Here is a 14,694-nt window from a genome sequence, read left to right as displayed (position 1 = left end):
GAATCTGCGGCGAACTCCACTCTTGTAGCTTGCCGCTTGAAGCTTGTGGCTGCCGGTCATAGCGCCGCCTCGGTCTTGGGCTGCCGCGCAAACCGGCGCCCCAACCGATCAAAGTACAAATAGATGACCGGCGTGGTGAACAGCGTCAGGACCTGGCTAACCAGCAAGCCGCCGACCATCACCAGACCCAGGGGCTGGCGCAGCTCGGCCCCGGAGCCCGAGGCGAACATCAGCGGGATCGCGCCGAACAGTGCCGCCAGGGTAGTCATCAGAATCGGGCGGAAACGCAGCAGGGCCGCTTCGTAGATCGCGGTCTCCGGGTCGATGCCGCGGTTGCGTTCGGCGTCGAGGGCGAAGTCGATCATCATGATCGCGTTCTTCTTGACGATGCCGATCAGCAGGATGATGCCGATGATGGCGATCATGCCCAGGTCATTGCCGCTGAGGATCAGCGCCAGCAGCGCACCGATGGCCGCCGACGGCAGGGTCGACAGAATGGTGATCGGGTGGATGTAGCTCTCATAGAGCACGCCCAGCACGATGTACATGGTGATCACCGCCGCCAGCACCAGCAGCAGCGTGCTGGACAGCGAGGCCTGGAAGGCTTCGGCTGCGCCCTGGAATTCCGTCTGCACGCCGATCGGCATGCCGATGTCTTTCTGCACCTGCTCGATGACTTCCACGGCCTTGCCCAGCGCGACGCCCGGCGCCAGGTTGAACGACATCATCACCGCCGGAAACTGGCCGATGTGGGCAATCGCCAACTGCGCCTGACGTTGTTCGACCCGGGCCAGGCTCGACAGCTTGACCTGCCCGCCGTCGGTGGTCTTGACGTGAATCTGTTCCAGCGCCTCGGGCCCCAGCTCACTGCGCGAGTCGGCCTGCAACACCACCCGGTACTGGCTGGCCTGGGTGTAGATGGTGGAAATCTGCCGCTGGCCGAAGGCGTCATAGAGCGCGTCGGTGATGTTGGCGACGGTCACGCCCAGCCGACTGGCGGCATCGCGGTCGATGTTGAGAAGCACCTGCAGACCCTTGTCCTGCAAGTCGCTGGCGACATCGGTCAACTCCGGCCGCTGAGCCAGCGCCTCCACCAGTTTGCCGCTCCACAGATTGAGCAGGTCGGCGTCCGGCGAGGACATGCTGAACTGGTACTGGGTGCGGCTGACCCGGTCCTCGATGGTGAGGTCCTGCACCGGCTGCATGAACAGGCGGATGTCTGACAGCTGATCGACTTCGGGCTGCAGGCGCTGGATCACTTCGGACGCCGTCACATCCCGCTCGCTGTGGGGTTTGAGGTTGATCAGCATGCGACCGCTGTTGAGGGTCGCATTGTCGCCGTCGACGCCGATGTACGAAGACAGACTGGCGACCGAAGGGTCCTTCAGGATGATTTTCGCCAGGGCCTGCTGGCGCTGGCTCATGGAAGCGAACGACACCGACTGGGGCGCTTCGGAAATGCCCTGAATCACACCGGTGTCCTGCACCGGAAAGAAGCCCTTGGGCACGGCCAGATACAGCAATACCGTGATTCCAAGGGTGGCGATGGCGACCAGCAGTGTCAGCGGCTGATGCTTGAGCACCCACTGCAACTTGCGCCCGTAGGCGGCCACCAGCCAGTCGATCCACGCGCCGCTGGCCCGGTAGAACCGGCCCTGCTCTTCTTCTTTCGGCTCACGCTTGAGCAAGCGCGCGCACATCATTGGCGTCAGGGTGAGGGACACCACGAGGGAAATCAGGATCGCCACGGCCAGGGTAATGGCGAACTCGCGGAACAACCGCCCGACCACGTCGGCCATGAACAGCAGCGGAATAAGCACGGCAATCAGTGAGATGGTCAGCGAGATCAGCGTGAAACCAATCTGCCGGGCGCCCTTGAGCGCCGCCTGCAACGGCGTCTCGCCCTCCTCCAGGTGCCGGGAAATATTCTCCAGCATGACGATGGCGTCATCGACCACGAAACCGGTGGCAATGGTCATCGCCATCAAGGTCAGGTTATTGACCGAAAAGCCGGCCAGGTACATCACACCAAAGGTGCCGATCAGCGACAGCGGCACGGCCACCGAGGGAATGATCGTCGCGCTGAAGCGTCGCAGAAACAGGAAGGTCACCAGCACCACCAGCACGATGGAAATCATCAGCTCGTGCTGCACGTCGCTGACCGACGCGCGGATGGTCTGGGTGCGGTCGGTGAGCACGGTGACGTCAAGCCCGGCGGGCAGCTTCTCGGTGATGCTGGGCAGCAGCGCCTTGATCCGGTCGACCACGTCGATCACGTTGGCGCCTGGCTGACGCTGGATGTTCAGCAGCACGGCCTGGTTCTCATTGGCCCACGCGGCAAGGCGATCGTTTTCGGCGCCGTCGACGATCTCGGCGACATCCTTGAGCCGCAGCGGGCCGCCGTTGTTGTAAGCCAGAATCAGGTTGGCGTACTCCTCGGGGGACTTGAGCTGGTCATTGCCGTCGAGCATCGACACCCGCGTCGGGCCGTCGAAATTACCCTTGGGCGTGTTGACGTTGGAGGCGCTGACCAGCGTGCGGACGTCCGCGAGGTTCAGGCCGTTGGCCGCCAGTGCGTCGGCGTTGACCTTGATCCGCACCGCCTGACGCTGGCCGCCGGCGATGGTGACCATGCCCACCCCGCTGATCTGCGCGATCTTCTGCGCCATGCGCGTGTCGACCAGATCATTGAGTTTGGGCAGCAGCATGGTTTTCGACGTAATGGCCAGGGTCAGCACCGGCGTGTCGGCCGGGTTGACCTTGTTATACGTCGGGGGCGCCGGCAGGTCGCTCGGCAGCAGGTTGGTTGCGCCGTTGATAGCCGCCTGCACCTCCTGCTCGGCGACGTCCATGTTGATGTCGAGGCTGAAACGCAGGGTGATGACCGAGGCCCCGCCGGAACTGGTCGAGGCCATCTGGGTCAGGCCCGGCATCTGCCCGAACTGGCGCTCAAGGGGCGCGGTCACGGCACTGGTCATCACTTGCGGACTCGCGCCCGGGTACAGCGTCATCACCCGAATGGTCGGGTAATCCACCTGCGGCAGCGCCGACACCGGCAGCAGCGTGTACGCGATCAGACCGGCCAGCACGATGGCGAGCATGCTCAGCGTGGTGGCGACCGGCCTGAGGATGAACAGGCGTGACAGGTTCATACGTTGCCTTTCTTCGCGGTCTCGGTGCCCGCTGACTCACCGGGCTCCTTCGAGGGCTTGCCCTGCAACTGCTGACCCGGCGAGGCCGGCACGTCCTTGCTGTCGTTGACCACGTCCACCGCACTGCCGTCTTTCAGGCGGTCGGTGCCTTCGAGCACCACACGGTCGCCGGCCGTCAGACCTTCGGTAATCACCGTGGAGTTCTCGTCGCTTGGCCCGGTCTTGAGGGCGCGAATGCGCACGGTCTTGTCGCCGTCCATCACGTACACGAAGGTGCCGTTGACGCCGAACTGCACCGCGGCCGACGGCACCAGCACCACGTTTTTCAGGGTATTGGCCAGAAGGCGTGCGTTCACGAACTGATTGGGGAACAGCGCTTCGTTGTCGTTACCAAACCGCGCTTTGAACTTCAACGTGCCGGTGGTGATGTCGATCTGGTTATCGATGCTGGCGAGCACGCCGGTGGCCTGGAGCTTCAGGTCGCCACGGTCCCACGCCTCGACCGGCAACTTGCCGCCGCTGCGGTAACGGCTCAGCACCTCGGCGAGGTCTTTTTCCGGAAGCGTGAAGTTGACAGTGATCGGTTTGGTCTGGGTGATCACCGCCAGGGCGGTGGTGTCGTTGGCGGCGACCAGATTGCCGACGTCCAGCTGGCGCAGGCCGATGCGGCCCGAGATCGGCGCACGGATCTGCGAGAACTCCAGGTTGAGCTTCGCGTCGCCCACGGCTGCCTGATTGGTCTTGATCGTCCCCTGGTACTGGCCGACCAGGGATTCGGCGGTGTCCAGGGTTTGCTTGGCGATGCTGTCTTCTTTGTACAGGCCCCGATAACGCTGTACGTCGAGTTGAGCATTCTTGAGCAGCGCCTGGTTCTGCATCAGCGTGCCTTCCGCCTGTTGCAGCGCGATCTGGTAGCTGCGCGGGTCGATCACCGCCAGCAAATCGCCGGCCTTGACCTGTTGGCCTTCCTGGAAATTGATCTTCATCAATTCGCCTGCCACGCGGCTGCGCACGTTGATCGTGTTCAGCGCGGTCACAGTGCCAAGGGCTTTGTAGTAGATGGGGAAGTCGCCGGTGTTCGCGACTGCGACCCGCACCGGTACCGGGGCGGTGGAGCCGCCGAACCCGGGACGCTTGGCCACCGCCTTGCCGTTGCCGCCGCTGCGGCTTGCGCTGGCCTGGGCCTGATCGCCTTTCTGCGCCGTGGCGTTTGGTTGCGACGCGGATCCCGGCCAGAAGCGCCAGCACAGGCCAGCGACGATCAATAGAACCAACAGGCTTATCAGCCAGCGACGGGAATTACGGGGGCCAGACAATTGCATGGATAAATCAACCAGTGTGCGCGTGAGCGTCTTCGGGAGGCTGAACAATAAGCATAGAGTCCGGCAAGGCAAAGGGGCTTTACCGGCAATTTACCTAGTGCTTACTTGGAATAAGGTGCTGACGTACCCATAAAAAACGGCCTGAGGGTGTCAGGCCGCCTGGATGTTGCCGGGTAATGCCGTCGACTGATGGCAATACGCCGCTTGCCAGCTTACTTCAATACGGCCAGCGCCGCGTCGTAGTTCGGCTCCTGGCCGATTTCCGGTACCAGTTCGCTGTGCAGCACCGTGTCGTTTTCGTCCAGCACCACGACAGCACGGGTGGTCAGCCCCACCATCGGCCCGTCGGCGATGGCAACGCCGTAGTCCTGCATGAACTGCGCGCCGCGCATGGTCGACAGGTTCTTCACGTTTTCCAGACCTTCGGCGCCGCAGAAACGCGCCTGGGCAAACGGCAGGTCGGCGGAGATGCACAGCACAACGGCGTTATTCAGCTCGTTGACCTGGGCATTGAACGTGCGGATGGAGGTGGCGCAGGTCGGGGTGTCTACGCTTGGGAAGATGTTCAGCACCTTGCGCTTGCCGGCGAAGGTTTCCAGGGTTGCGTCGGACAGATCGGCCGCCACCAGTTTGAAGGCCGGCGCCTTGCTGCCGACGGTCGGCAGTTCGCCGCTGATCTGTACCGGAGAGCCTCTACGAGTCACTTGTGGCATGAGCTGAGTCCTTGTTTGAGTGGCATTCAAGGGCGGAAGTTAACCATGAAAAAGCGTGGCAACCTACCGCCAGAAACGATTTTATTGTCAGGAAACGGGGTGCATTACCGGTTTGTCCATCAGCCCCGGGCGGGCGCAGACGTCCACTACCCAGTCGACGAATACCCTCACCCGCCGCGACGTCTGCCGGTGTGCCAGGTACAGCGCAGTTAGGGGCAATAGCGGTTGTTCGACATCGCCCAGCACCTCGATCAGCTCGCCGCGGCGCAACGATTCGGCGACGTGGTAGTACGGCGTCTGCACCAGTCCGTACCCTGCGCTGCACGCCGCGAGGTAGCCATCGGCGCTGTTGGTCGCCAGAGCCTTGGGCAGGTCGGGCGCGTGAACTCGGCCATCAATGACGAACTCAAGCCCATAGCGTTTGTGGGTGGTGGAAGAGAAGTATTCGATGATCTGGTGGTGCTGCAGATCGGCCAGGGAGAGCGGCGTGCCCCTGCGCTGCAGATACCCGGGACTGGCGCACACCACCTGGCGCATGTGAGCCAGCGGTCGGGCCGCCAGGGAGTGATCGAGGGGCTGTCCGCCGCGAATCACGCAGTCGTAGCCCTCCCGGATAAGGTCCACGGGACGATCGTTCATGCCCACTTCCATTGCCAACCGGGGATAACGCTCGGTGAACTCCGGCAGCAGCGGCATGATGATCAATCGGCCGATGCCCGACGGCATGTCGACTCGCAGCACGCCTTCCGGGTCCCGGGCCACCGAAGAGAACAACGATTCGGCCGCTTCAAGCTCGTTCAGCACGCTGACGCAGCGGTGGTAATAGGCCTGACCGTCCGGCGTCGGCGTCACCTGCCGCGTGGTGCGCATCAACAACTGCACGCCCAACCGTGCCTCCAGCTGCTTGATCAGAATGGTCACCGACGCCCGGGGCATGTGCAGGCTGTCGGCGGCCCTGGCGAAACCGCCCAGCTCGACAATGCGCGTGAAGGCCCGCATCGCGTTGAATTTATCCATGGCTTGTCACGGTTCCGCTGAGAGATTGTTTAGAAATTACCAATAGTGAAAGCACTTTTAGCCGGTTTATCCCGACGCTGTCGAGGCGCAAGAATGGTGGTCCTCTTGATCGACAAGGCACCCATCATGCAAACGCGTCAACTTGGCAAAAACGGCCCGCATGTCTCGGCCCTGGGCCTGGGCTGCATGGGCATGACCGACTTCTATACAACGGGCGGCAACGCCGACGAAGCCATCGCCACCCTGCACCGGGCGCTGGAGATGGGCGTCACCCTGCTGGACACCGCCGATATGTACGGCCCCCACACCAATGAGGAACTGCTGGGCAAGGCGCTGGCTGGCAAGCGGGATCAGGCGTTCATCGCCAGCAAGTTCGGCATCGTGCGTACGCCAGGCGACGCCGGCGCGCGCGGGGTCAATGGCAGCCCCGAATACATCCGCGCCGCGATCGATGGCACGTTGCAGCGTCTGAAAATCGACACCCTGGATCTGTATTACCAGCACCGCATTGATCCCGGCGTGGCGATCGAAGAGTCCGTTGGCGCCATGGCCGAGCTGGTCAAGGCAGGCAAGGTGCGCTTTCTCGGCTTGAGCGAGGCGTCGGCAAGCACCCTCGAACGCGCGCACAAGGTTCATCCCATTGCCGCCCTGCAGACCGAATATTCACTGTGGAGCCGCGAGCCGGAAGAAAACGGCGCGCTCGACACGTGCCGCCGGCTGGGCATTGCGTTTGTGCCGTACAGCCCGTTGGGGCGCGGTTTTCTGACCGGCGCACTGAAGAGCCCGGACGACTTCGCCGCCGATGACTATCGCCGCAGCAGTCCGAGGTTCCAGGGCGAGAACTTCGCCAAAAACCTGCTGCTGGTGAAGAAGGTGGAACAACTGGCGGCAGAAAAAGGCATTACCGCCGGCCAGCTGGCGTTGGCCTGGGTCCTCGCCCAGGGCAATGACGTGATTCCGATTCCCGGCACCAAGCAGCGCAAATACCTGGAAGAGAACGTCGCTGCGCTGGACGTGACCCTCAGCGCAGCAGATTTGCAGGCGCTGAAAGACCTGTTCCCGGTTAACGCTGTCGCAGGCGGCCGTTATCCCGATGCGGCGATGAAGCTGGTCAACGGGTAAGCGGGTAACGCTCTCCAATCATCGCTGCGTCTTCGATAAACCCCGGCCTTTTGGCGGCAACACTCCGCCGCCAGCAGGCCCTGTCCCGCCCCGTTTCGCCGGGTTGTCAGAAGTCCCGCTTGTAGAAGATGTCCAGCGAACTCGCCACACCGCCCGCGACCTCCAGGTACACCTTCTTGCTCAGCAGGTAGCGCAAGGTCAGGGTGTTGGCCGGCTCGAACACCCCCACGCCGTAACGCAGGCTGAGCTTGTCGGTGATCTTGCCGCTGGCGACCACCGCCGTCTTGTCGCCGCTGCCCGAGGTGTCCAGATCGAAATCCTGAATCCCCAGCCCGGACGCCAGCTTGCCCGCCGTCGACGAACCGCCCGCCAGGCCCAATGCCAGCGCCGCCTGGGCGACCATGTTGCTATCTTCGCCGTTGGTGCTCAGCGGACGGCCCAGCACCAGATACGAGAGCGCCTGCTCCTGACTCATGGCCGGTTCGGAGAACACCGTGGTGGTCGGCTGTTCGGCGCTGCCGCTCAGGCGAATGCCGGCGATCACGTCGTCGGTCTGGCGGATGGCTTCGATGTCCAGATACGGCTGGTCGACCGGTCCTGCGAACAGCAGGCGCGCCTTGCGAATGGTCAGGCGCTGGCCGTAAGCGCGGTAGCGGCCGTCGTTGAGGTTCAGCTCGCCGCGGGTGTCCATGTTGTCGCCGATGTGCACGTGGCCGACCAGATTCGCAGTCAAACCGAAGCCGCTGAAACTCAAAGTCTCCTGGCCCACTTCGACGTTCACATCCATGGCGATGGCCAAGGGGGTCTTGCCCTGTTCGGTCTGCTGGCCCACGATCACGGTGTCATCAGAGACTTTCACCGTTGAAGGCGGCAGCTGGCGCACCGTGATCTCGCCTTTCGGGATCAGCACCTTGCCGGATACCGCGAGCCTGTCGCCCTGCAGGGTAATCTTCAGGTCCGGCGCCGCTTCCAGCTTGGCGTACGGTTCAACGGTGATCAGCAGGTGCGTGCCCTTCAGGTCAACGTCGACATCCAGCGCATTGGCCCAGGCCACATGCCCGCCAATGCTGCCTTGACCCGTCGTGCCGCTGCGCCAGTTGCCGGTCAGATCAACGCGCTCGCCGGCAATCAGGGCCTGCACATTGAGCTTTTCAAGACTCACCGGCAATTCGGGACCGGAGACTTCGGCGTCGTTGAGCGTCACGTTGCCGTTGACCTGAGGCGCCAGCAGGCCGCCCGAGATCCGCCCGCTGCCGTTGAGCTTGCCGTTGAGCTTTTCCACCATGGGTACAAACGGCCGCGCGACCGACACGTCCAGGCCGCTGAGGGTGAAGTCGCCGGTCACGGGCTTGTTCCTGGCGATCGGATCGATGCTCAGCCGCGCCAGCAGTTCACCGAGCTTGCCGCCACGAAAATTGAGGCTGGTGTCGACTTTCTTCGGGGTCAGGCTGCTGGTCAGCTTCAGCGTGTCGTAGGGGAAGTCCAGCCACTGGTTCTTGTCCTTGATCCGCAGCGTCCCGCCACTGGCGTCAATGACCACCTGGCCATTGGGGCCGGCAGCGGGAACGTCCAGCTGGATGTCGGCATTCAACGCACCCTTCCAGGCGAAATCCTTGGGCAGCCACTGCGCCAGACTTTCCAGCGGGAAGCGCTTGAGGTGGTAGCGCAGGCGCGGTTCGGGCATCAGGCGCTGATCTTCGCCGCACAGGCTCGCAGGCCCCGACACCCAGCAATGGGCACCGAAGTTGACCTTGCCGTCGGCCAGGCGCTCCAGCTTGGCCGGCTGTTGCAGCTTCCAGTCCTGCCCGCCGCTCTGGATGTCGCCGCTGGCAAGACGCCCGCGCCAATTACCTTTGTCCAGATTGCCATCCAGCGCCAGGGCCAGTTTGAGCAGCGGCCCTTTGAGATCGAGTTTGACTTGCTGACGCTTGATGTCGCCCTGGCCATTAACCGTCAGCGCGCCCAGCGCCGTGTCGCCGGCCTGAATGCCGGAGGTCTTCAGGTCAAGGGTGGCGCGCTGGGCGCTGTCGAGCCTGGCGGCCAAGGTCAAGCTCTGCAGCGTGTTCGCCTGGAACGCCAGTTGCGTGCCTTGCAAGGCCAGTTGCCCCTGGGGCGCCTGTACCGTACCGGCGACGTCGAGGCGCCCTTTCATCTGGCCTTGCAGGCCAGGCCATAGCTGACCCAGTCGCGCCAGGTTGATGTCCAGCTGGCCGGCGATTTTCTGCTGAAGGCTTCCTGTGCCCTGAATCCGGTTGTCGCCCAGGCGGATGTCCAGGGCGTTGAGGTTCCATTTGTTGTCGGCGCCATCGGCCTTGGCCTGCAGCACAGCGGGCTGACCGCGCAGGCGCCCCTTCAGGTCCAGATCGGCGTTCAGGGTGAGTTGCTCGTTGCGCATTGAACCCTTGCTGCGCAGCGGACCCGCCAGGGAGCCCGGCAATTCCGCGACCCAGTAAGCGGGATCGATGGCGCTGAGATCCAGTGCCGTGTCCCAGGCGATGCCGTCGGCAAATTGCAGATTCAGGTGACCGCTGGCCTTGCCCTGCCCGGCTGCCAGCTCAAGTTGAGGCAGGAAGATCTCCTGCAAATCGCCGCTGAAGGGGCTCTGCAACGTGAATGGACCCGCCGGGCCCTTGAAGTCGCCGGCGAAATGGCCGAGGTATTTGCCGTCGGTGTAGGACACTTCCCCGGTGAACGTATGCACGCTGACCTGGGGCTCGTCGATCAACGGGTACAGGCGATGCCAGGGAAAGTCGAGCCAGTCGATTTTCGCGTCGGCGCGCAGGCCCTGTTGCCAGTCCAGTTTGCCGCTCGCCTTGAGGCGCTGGTTGTCGCTGGCGGTCAGATCAAGCGCCGTAATGTCCGCGCCCTTGGCGTCGACCCGGCCTTGTAATGCCAGCGCCACCGGGCCTTTTTCCGCCGGAAGGCTGGCGTTGCCGGTGATGGCGTAGCCTTGAGCAAGATCGCCCTTGGCGTTGAGCATCAGATGATCGAGCTGCAACGTGTCCGGCAGATCAGCGCTGGGCTTGAAGTTGTCGCTGGTGATGGCGATGTCCGCCGGCAGGTTCTCCACCAGCGGTTGCAACTGCCCGACGAGCGTGGCGTCGATGTAGCCCTTGCTCTGCGCGTTGAGGGTCAAAGTCTTGAGCAGGTCCCCTTGAATGTTCAGCGCCAGTGACAACGGCTGACCACTGACGTCGGGTAGCTTCAGCTGTCCTTCGGCGGTCAACGGCCAGTTACCCTCGGGTTTGAGCAGGCCCGACAGATCAAGGGCGATGTCATCACGACCGGCGTGCAGCGAATCGATCTTCAACCCCTCAGCGGTCCAGTGCGCCGCCAGCTTCACGTCGCGAACCTGTTCGGTGCCGTCCAGATGAAGACTGCCGATCTGCACGCGCCCTAGTTGCAGGGCCAGCGGCAGCTTGAGGTCCGGCAGCGTGATCGGCCCGCTGGCTGCCTCGTCGCTGGAGGGCGGAAACTGCAGCCTGATGTCGCCCGTCTGCAGGTTGTCGATGCACAGCGTCATGCGCGCGAGGCACGCGGGTGACCAGTCGAAAACCGGTGCGTCGACTTCGACTTTGCTCTGGCCTTGCTGCCAGATCAGGTGATCCGCCTGCCACGCGCCGCCCAGACGACCGGAAAACCCTTCGACCGTCAGGCCCGGCACCCACCCGAGGGCCCAACGGCTGCCGCTTTGCGTACCGAGGAGGATGGCCGCCGTCAGCACCATCAAAATGATCAGCGACAGCAGCGTAATCGCCGTGATTGCCGCGGTGCGTTTCAACAAAGCCAGCTTCGTCACAGTTCAGGTCCCATCGAGAAGTGCAGACGAATACCGCCGTCTTCATCCAGCGCGTGGGCGAGGTCGAGGCGCAGCGGCCCCACCGGCGACACCCAGCGCACGCCAATGCCGACGCCGGTTTTCAGGCTCGGCAGGTCCAGTGAATTGAACGAGTTGCCCTGATCGACGAACGCCGCCACCCGCCATTTTTCGGCGATCGAGTATTGGTACTCGGCGCTTCCGGCGATCATGTAACGGCCGCCGATCTTGTCACCGTCGGAGTTCTCCGGGGACAGCGATTGGTAGTCATAGCCGCGCACGCTCTGGTCGCCACCGGCAAAAAAGCGCAGGGATGGCGGGATCGACTTGTAGCCGTTGCTGGCGCTGCCGCCAACCTGCACACGCCCGAGGAAGCGGTGGTTCTGCGCCACGGTGGTCAGCCCTTTGAGCATCACCGTGCCGTGCAGCAGGTTGGCGTCAGAACCCAGCCCTTCCTTGGCGACCTGGGTGTCGAACCGCAGCCGGTAGCCGTTGTGCGGGTCGATGCGGTTGTCGCTGCGCAGGTACGAATAGCTGACGCCGGGCATGAGCAAGGTGCTGAGGCCTTCGTCGTTGCCCAGCCGGTATTCTTCGCGCTGCCACTTCAGCGATATCACGCGCTCCCAGCCGCTGGGCAGTTTGCTGTGCCATTCGGGCCCAACGGTCAGCAGTTTGCTGAGGCTGTCGGTGTCGGCGATTTCTTCATATTGATAGCCACCGGCAAATCGCAATTTGTCGGTCAGGGGCGGGTCCAGCGGGATGTCGTAGAACAGGCCGACGTTCTGCCGAGGGGCGGAGATTTCCGCCTCGGCGCCATAACTGTGGCCCTGGGGATTGACCCAGTGGCGCGTCCAGTTGGCCTTTACCCGTGGGCCGACGTCGGTCGAATAGCCGACCCCGAGCCCCATGGTCCGCGGCTTGCGGGTCTGCAACTGCACGTCGACCGGAATGACCTGGGCCTGGGCATCGGTGGGCGATGCGTTGACCCGAACGCCTTCGAAATAGCCGCTCGACTGCATGGCCTGATTGAGTTCGGCGATCAGTTCGGAGTCGTAGGGCGTGTCTTGTTTGAACGGCACCATGCGCCGCAGCAAGTCTTCATCGAATGGCGCGTCGCCGCTGAAGGTCACTTTGCCAAGGGAGAAACGCGGCCCGCTGTCATAGACCAGTTCGATGTCGGCGACACCGGCGCGCGGGTCGACGGAAAGGCGCTGGGTCACGAACCGGCCCTTGAAAAAGCCGTAGCGCGCCGCCTGGGTTTCGATCAGGTGCTTGGCGTCCTCGTAGACACCATGGTTGAGCACCGCGCCGGGCTTCAGGGCGTCACCCTTCGGCACCCGGAAGCTTTTAAGCTGGGTCGCCTGCCCGGTCACGCGGATGGACACGTTGCGCAGGTGCACAGGCTCGCCGGCCTGAACCTTCAACAGCAGTTGCAGGTTGTTGTCGACGTGGCGGACTTCGCTGTCAATCTGCGCCTGATAATAGCCAAGGGCCTGAGCGGCCTTTTGCGCCTGCTCGACGGCCCCGACGCTGAAGCGTTCGAGCGCTGGCTCGTCGCGCTCGCCGAGGCTGCCCACATACCCTTCGATGTTGGACTTGAGCGCGGCATTGGACGGCTTGACCCGGACTTCCAGCTGCGCATCGGCAAACGCCGCGCAACTGGACAACATCAGGAGAAAGCCACTGGTGTATCGATGGGGAAACTTCATAGGCGCGAATGCTACACGAGCGACGCGGGCTGCTGGAACCCGCGGAAATGGAGAAGCGTGCGCGGCTCAGGCCACAGAACCCAATGAAACCTGCGGATTTGGGTGGAAAAAGATGTGTTCGCGGACAGGTCCTACTGCCACCTCACCGATTTCCTCATAACCCTGTCGGTTATAGAACTCCAGATAATCGACATTGCCGGTGTCGAGGACGATGCCCTGGGAATTTCTGTCCTGGGCACACCAGTCATGCAACGCCAGGAGCAACCGCTCGCCGTAGTGCCGCCCCTGGAAGTCGGGATGGACGCCGAACAACGGCAGGACATGCACCGCTTCCGAAGGCACGCAGGCCAGCACGGCGTGGTAGTACTCCAGATAGCGCTGGGTGCAGCGCAGGCCGGTGGTCATCAACATGCGAATGCGCCAGGCCCAGCTTTCGGTGATGCCCAGCCGCCGCTGCGGAGGCGCAATCAGGGCAACGCTGACCAGGCGGTCCGCCACGAACAGCCCCAACGCCGGCAGGTCCTGCAGATAGTGCTGTTTGACCAGCGCCCGAATGGTCGCCTTGACCCGATGGTCGTAGCCGGAGCGGCAGGATTCGAAGAGGTAGGCAAAACTCGGCTCCTGGCGGTAGGCGAGGTACAACAGCGCGCGGGTTTCGCGGGAGTAGCCGCTGTCGAGCTGACGGATCTCCGCCGTTTCGCTAGGCAGTTCAGGCATGGTGTGCGTCCTTTGATGAGCCCCGGGGCGGCCGCTCGGGTGCTTGACTTCAAGGCTTCGAGTCGCCGCCCGCCAGCGCAGTTCCCGCGACGTGGCCGCCGATCAGAAATGCACACAGCGCAACCGCCGTCGCACACAGCGCCTCTGACGCTGGCCGTGGCCGGGCAGGTCGGCTAGCATCGCCGTTTGTATTTGTAAGGAGCTGCTAGGAGCGCCGCCCATGAAAATTGTGTCTTTTAATATCAACGGCCTTCGCGCCCGACCGCATCAACTGGCGGCGTTGATCGAGAAACATCAGCCCGACGTCATTGGCCTGCAGGAAACCAAGGTGTCCGACGAGCAGTTTCCCCAGGCCGATATCGAAGCGCTGGGTTACCACGTGCACTTCCACGGTCAGAAAGGTCACTACGGCGTCGCCCTGCTCTCGCGTCAGCCGGCGCTGGCGATCCACAAGGGCTTCGACAACGACGACGAAGAGGCCCAGCGCCGTTTCATCTGGGGCGCATTCGCTGATCGCAACGGCAATCCGGTGACGGTCATGAACGGCTATTTCCCACAAGGCGAAAGCCGTGATCACCCGACCAAGTTCCCGGCCAAGCTGCGCTTCTATGCAGATCTGCAGAACCTGCTGGAAACGAAATTCAGCAACGACCAGCCGCTGGTGGTGATGGGCGACGTCAACATCTCCCCGGAGGACAGCGACATCGGCATTGGCGCCGACAACGCCAAGCGCTGGTTGAAAACCGGCAAGTGCAGCTTCCTTCCGGAAGAGCGCGAGTGGCTCGGCAAGCTGAAGAACTGGGGCCTGGTGGACAGCTTCCGTCACTTGTACCCGGAAGTGGTCGATCAGTTCAGCTGGTTCGACTATCGCAGCCGCGGCTTTGAAGACGAGCCCAAGCGTGGCCTGCGCATCGACCTGATCCTCACGTCCCATGGCCTGCAACCGCGCATCAAGGCGGCGGGCGTGGACTACCATTTGCGGTCGATGGACAAGCCTTCCGACCACGCGCCGATCTGGCTTGAGCTGGAATAACCGAACCATCACAGGTGAGCCGCGCGGCGCCCTGCCCGCGGCTTCATCGTCCGAGGCGCTATAAGCCGCGGGCTGTCATCTGCGCGTCATTG

The 14,694-nt window shown here is 63.2% G+C and carries 9 protein-coding genes; 2 read left to right on the top strand and 7 right to left on the bottom strand.

Annotation, left to right across the window (positions count from 1 at the left end; genetic code table 11):
* Positions 1–56: 56 nt before the first annotated feature.
* The 4 genes from SLW75_RS03330 to SLW75_RS03315 all read right to left on the bottom strand — a co-directional run bounded on the left by SLW75_RS03330 (position 57) and on the right by SLW75_RS03315 (position 6,204).
* Positions 57–3,152 carry an MdtB/MuxB family multidrug efflux RND transporter permease subunit gene (locus tag SLW75_RS03330; RefSeq protein ID WP_410933534.1) on the bottom strand — a complete coding sequence of 1,032 codons (3,096 nt, stop codon included), beginning with the start codon at positions 3,150–3,152 and terminating at the stop codon, positions 57–59.
* Positions 3,149–4,489, bottom strand: coding sequence for an MdtA/MuxA family multidrug efflux RND transporter periplasmic adaptor subunit (locus tag SLW75_RS03325; RefSeq protein ID WP_410933802.1), 1,341 nt, complete (start codon positions 4,487–4,489; stop codon positions 3,149–3,151). Before SLW75_RS03325 ends, SLW75_RS03330 begins: the two co-directional genes overlap by 4 nt.
* A 197-nt stretch (positions 4,490–4,686) precedes the next feature.
* Positions 4,687–5,187 (bottom strand): thiol peroxidase, encoded by a 501-nt coding sequence (gene tpx, locus SLW75_RS03320; RefSeq protein WP_410933533.1) that lies wholly within the window; start codon positions 5,185–5,187, stop codon positions 4,687–4,689.
* Between the two features lie 87 nt (positions 5,188–5,274).
* On the bottom strand, positions 5,275–6,204 hold the full coding sequence (locus SLW75_RS03315) for a LysR family transcriptional regulator (protein ID WP_410933532.1): 930 nt from the start codon (positions 6,202–6,204) through the stop codon (positions 5,275–5,277).
* Between the two features lie 126 nt (positions 6,205–6,330).
* On the opposite strand from SLW75_RS03315, the gene SLW75_RS03310 reads away from it, so the two are divergent.
* Positions 6,331–7,326 (top strand): aldo/keto reductase, encoded by a 996-nt coding sequence (locus SLW75_RS03310; RefSeq protein WP_410933531.1) that lies wholly within the window; start codon positions 6,331–6,333, stop codon positions 7,324–7,326.
* Between the two features lie 106 nt (positions 7,327–7,432).
* Here SLW75_RS03310 and SLW75_RS03305 read toward each other — a convergent pair whose 3' ends face one another.
* The 3 genes from SLW75_RS03305 to SLW75_RS03295 all read right to left on the bottom strand — a co-directional run bounded on the left by SLW75_RS03305 (position 7,433) and on the right by SLW75_RS03295 (position 13,569).
* Positions 7,433–11,053 carry a translocation/assembly module TamB domain-containing protein gene (locus SLW75_RS03305; protein ID WP_410933801.1) on the bottom strand — a complete coding sequence of 1,207 codons (3,621 nt, stop codon included), beginning with the start codon at positions 11,051–11,053 and terminating at the stop codon, positions 7,433–7,435.
* Between the two features lie 68 nt (positions 11,054–11,121).
* The gene (locus SLW75_RS03300) at positions 11,122–12,852 is read right to left on the bottom strand and encodes an autotransporter assembly complex protein TamA (RefSeq protein WP_192131762.1); all 1,731 of its coding nucleotides are present in this window, start codon (positions 12,850–12,852) and stop codon (positions 11,122–11,124) included.
* 66 nt (positions 12,853–12,918) lie between these two features.
* Positions 12,919–13,569 carry a GNAT family N-acetyltransferase gene (locus tag SLW75_RS03295; protein WP_410933530.1) on the bottom strand — a complete coding sequence of 217 codons (651 nt, stop codon included), beginning with the start codon at positions 13,567–13,569 and terminating at the stop codon, positions 12,919–12,921.
* A 220-nt stretch (positions 13,570–13,789) separates the two neighbouring features.
* Between SLW75_RS03295 and xthA the strand changes: the two genes are divergently transcribed.
* Positions 13,790–14,602 carry an exodeoxyribonuclease III gene (gene xthA, locus SLW75_RS03290; protein ID WP_296312121.1) on the top strand — a complete coding sequence of 271 codons (813 nt, stop codon included), beginning with the start codon at positions 13,790–13,792 and terminating at the stop codon, positions 14,600–14,602.
* Positions 14,603–14,694 lie beyond the last annotated feature (92 nt).

It is taken from the genome of Pseudomonas sp. W5-01, assembly GCF_046540435.1.
GTDB classification, from domain to species: domain Bacteria; phylum Pseudomonadota; class Gammaproteobacteria; order Pseudomonadales; family Pseudomonadaceae; genus Aquipseudomonas; species Aquipseudomonas graminis_B.
The sequence above is the reverse complement of the archived record's forward strand: the minus strand, read 5'-3'. Positions and strand labels throughout refer to the sequence as shown.

Excerpts from the sequence above, each read along its gene's own strand:
- SLW75_RS03330 (WP_410933534.1), bottom strand. The coding sequence starts at position 3,152 with ATGAACCTGTCACGCCTGTTCATCCTCAGGCCGGTCGCCACCACGCTG.
- tpx (WP_410933533.1), bottom strand. The coding sequence starts at position 5,187 with ATGCCACAAGTGACTCGTAGAGGCTCTCCGGTACAGATCAGCGGCGAA.
- SLW75_RS03315 (WP_410933532.1), bottom strand. The coding sequence starts at position 6,204 with ATGGATAAATTCAACGCGATGCGGGCCTTCACGCGCATTGTCGAGCTG.
- SLW75_RS03310 (WP_410933531.1), top strand. The coding sequence starts at position 6,331 with ATGCAAACGCGTCAACTTGGCAAAAACGGCCCGCATGTCTCGGCCCTG.
- SLW75_RS03305 (WP_410933801.1), bottom strand. The coding sequence starts at position 11,053 with ATGGTGCTGACGGCGGCCATCCTCCTCGGTACGCAAAGCGGCAGCCGT.
- SLW75_RS03300 (WP_192131762.1), bottom strand. The coding sequence starts at position 12,852 with ATGAAGTTTCCCCATCGATACACCAGTGGCTTTCTCCTGATGTTGTCC.
- SLW75_RS03295 (WP_410933530.1), bottom strand. The coding sequence starts at position 13,569 with ATGCCTGAACTGCCTAGCGAAACGGCGGAGATCCGTCAGCTCGACAGC.
- xthA (WP_296312121.1), top strand. The coding sequence starts at position 13,790 with ATGAAAATTGTGTCTTTTAATATCAACGGCCTTCGCGCCCGACCGCAT.